We start from the raw sequence: 2,684 nt of genomic DNA, 5'->3' as shown, positions 1-2,684 counted from the left end.
GGGGGAGTTAGCGGTCGGAGCCGAGGTTGGGGAGGGTGATGCGGCGGGGGAGGCCGGTGGAGCCGGTGGGGGCGCCGCCGGGCGGGGGCTGGAGGTTGGCGCTGCCGCTTCCGGGCGGCGGGCCCGGCGGAGGGGTGGTTTGCGGCGGCGCGGGGGAGGTCGCGGTGGGCGGGGGTGTCGCGGCGGAGGTGGGCGGAGGGGTTGGGGTCGGGGTGGGGGTGGCGGTCGGCGCGGGCGGCGGGAGGCTGTCCCACGACTGGCCGGAGTCATCGACGTTGCCGAAATCGACGGTCCAGTACGGGCCGGCGCGGCCGACGCCAATCACCACCCACATGGAGTTCAGCATGTTGGCCCGGTGCCCGCTGGAGTTCAGCCAGAGGTTGAAGGCGGTGGATGCGCTGCCTGCCATGGCGAGGTTTTCGCCCGCGCCGGACGAAGCGTAGCCGCAATCGCGGACCCGCTGGAAGGGCGAGCGGCCGAGGCTGTCGGTGTGGCTGAAGTAGCCGTTCGCCACCATGTCTTCGGACATCCAGGCGGCGGCGCGAGAAAGGTTGGGCGAGGGCTTGAGCGGCTGGCGGCCGTTGGCTGCGCGGAATTCGTTGATGAGGCGGATGAGCTCCTGCTCGGCCGAATCAAGCGCCTGGGTAGAGGTGCTGCAGTTGGTCAGCGCGCGGGCGGGCGTGCTGCGTTCGAGCCCCCCGGCCAGGGCGGCGAGGCCAAGAGCGAGGGCAGCAATCGCAACGGCGGTGAGGCGAACCATAGTCCTCCGGCGCGCGGGGTGCGCGGCGACATCGGTTGTCGCTTTCACCGTAGGCAGCGTTCGACTAAGCGGGAACCCCCGGCGGGGCCCATGCTCTAACGGTTTACCAACAATTTACGGGAAGGCTGGCGGGCGCTGCCGCCGGGGCGGGGTCATGGCGGCGATGAGCGCGCCGAAGATGAAGCCGCCGATGTGGGCAAACCATGCGACCCCGCCGCCGGTGGCAGCGGTTTCGACCAGGCTGGCGTAGCCGGCGAACAGGTTCTGCAGGAACCAGAGGCCGATCATGAGGAAGGCCGGCACCGGCAGCGGGATGAAGATCAGGATGAAGAAGGGGATGACCACGTGCACGGTGGCGCGCGGGAACCAGATGAAGTAGGCCCCCAGCACGCCCGCCACGGCGCCGCTCGCGCCGACCACCGGGATGACGCTGGAGGGGTCCATCAGGCCCTGGATGAGCGACGCGACGACGCCTGCGGAGAGGTAGAAAAGAAGGAAACCGAGCCGCCCCAGGCGGTCTTCGATGTTATCGCCGAAGACCCAGAGGAAGAGCATGTTGCCGAGGATGTGCAGCCAGCCGCCGTGGATGAACAGGCTGGTGAGGATGGCGAGCAGCGCCCAGCGCAGCGGCGCGCCGCTCAGCCCGGATTCGCCGCGCACGGCGTCGAAGAACTCCTTCGGCTGGAAGCCCCAGCGGCAAACGAACTCGTTCAGGTCGTTGGGAGCGGTGCGGTAGCCGTAACACACGGTCTCGGTCTGTTCGATGAAGCGCCGGCTGGATTCGACGGTGACCCGCGGCGAGCTGGCATCCATGCCGAGCATGGCGATGAAGACGAGGGCGTTGGCGAGGATGATGCCGTAGGTCACCCACGGGGTGGAGTAGCGGCGCGTGCTATCGCCGACCGGGATCACCGGGGCGGTTCCAGGTGGGCGGTATCGTTCAGGCGAACGGCGTAGAGGCGGCCGTTCCGCTCCTCCAGTTCGAACAGGGCGCAGTTGGCCACATCGATGCGGAAGACGTGGCTGAGCGGCAGCCCAAGTACGCCCGCGAGCAGGCAGTTGATCGCCGTCCCGTGGCTGACCACGAGCACCGACTGCCCCCGGTGGCGCGCGATGATGCGATCGAGGGCGCGGCCGGTCCGTTCGACGACGGCCGGGAGGGTTTCGCCGCCGGGCGGCTGCCACGCCGGGTCTTCGGCTTCCATCGCGGCGAAGCAGTCGGGGTGGGTGCGTCGGGCGTCCGGCTCGGGCACCAGCTCCCATTCGCCGTAGTGGATTTCGCGCAGGGCGGGGTCCGGTGCGGGCGCGAGCCCGCGTTCGCCGAGGGCGAGGCGGGCGGTTTCGAGCGCGCGGGTGAGGTCGGAGGCGTAGCAGGCGTCGAGGCGAATCCCTGCCAGCCGCCGCCCGAGGGCGCGGGCCTGTTCGACGCCGCGCGGGGTCAGCGGGGCATCGGCATGGCCGCAGAAGCGGCCCAGCACGTTCGCCTGCGACTGGCCGTGGCGGGCAAGGTAGATGCGGGTGCGCGGCTGGTCGGCCATGGTGTGCAGGGTAGCGCGCCGGGGCGCTTCAGTCCGTACCGGGCGGGTGGCGGGCGAACTCCTCGGCGAAGCGGCGGCGCCGCTCGAGCACCTCGGCGAGCGTTTCGCCGAGCGCGCGCTCCAGCCGGGCGAGCCCGGCGCGGTCGTGTTCGGCCCAGCGCGCGACAAGCCCGCTGACGGCGACCGCTTCGCCGCCCAGCAGCCCGGTGCGCTCTCGTTCGCCCGGCCCGAGCCCGCGGAGGATGGCGAGGCTGGCCTGCCGCTGGAGGGCGAAATCGGCGAGCAGGCGCTCCTTGCGGGCCGCGGGCGCGGGGCGGGCGGCCCAGGCCTCGGGTTCGAAGGCGGGCAGCGCGGGGCGCTCCTCGGCGAGGATACGTTCAAGGGCG

The 2,684-nt window shown here is 71.6% G+C and carries 4 protein-coding genes; all 4 read right to left on the bottom strand.

Going from position 1 to position 2,684, the window contains the following annotated elements; translation table 11 throughout:
• Window positions 1–7 precede the first annotated feature (7 nt).
• Window positions 8–808, bottom strand: coding sequence for a CAP domain-containing protein (locus VAE46_RS04400; protein WP_322795704.1), 801 nt, complete (start codon window positions 806–808; stop codon window positions 8–10).
• Window positions 809–874: 66 nt separating this feature from the next.
• Entirely contained in the window at window positions 875–1,672 is a 798-nt protein-coding gene (locus VAE46_RS04395) for a rhomboid family intramembrane serine protease (protein ID WP_322795703.1), read from the bottom strand.
• Window positions 1,669–2,298, bottom strand: coding sequence for a histidine phosphatase family protein (locus VAE46_RS04390; RefSeq protein ID WP_322795702.1), 630 nt, complete (start codon window positions 2,296–2,298; stop codon window positions 1,669–1,671). Before VAE46_RS04390 ends, VAE46_RS04395 begins: the two co-directional genes overlap by 4 nt.
• 28 nt (window positions 2,299–2,326) lie before the next feature.
• Window positions 2,327–2,684: hypothetical protein (locus VAE46_RS04385; RefSeq protein ID WP_322795701.1), on the bottom strand; the 358-nt coding region annotated here is incomplete at its 5' end.

It is taken from the genome of Tepidiforma sp. (assembly GCF_034433535.1).
Classification (GTDB): domain Bacteria; phylum Chloroflexota; class Dehalococcoidia; order Tepidiformales; family Tepidiformaceae; genus Tepidiforma.
Note: the sequence above shows the minus strand (reverse complement) of the source record. Positions and strands in the feature narration are given on the sequence as shown.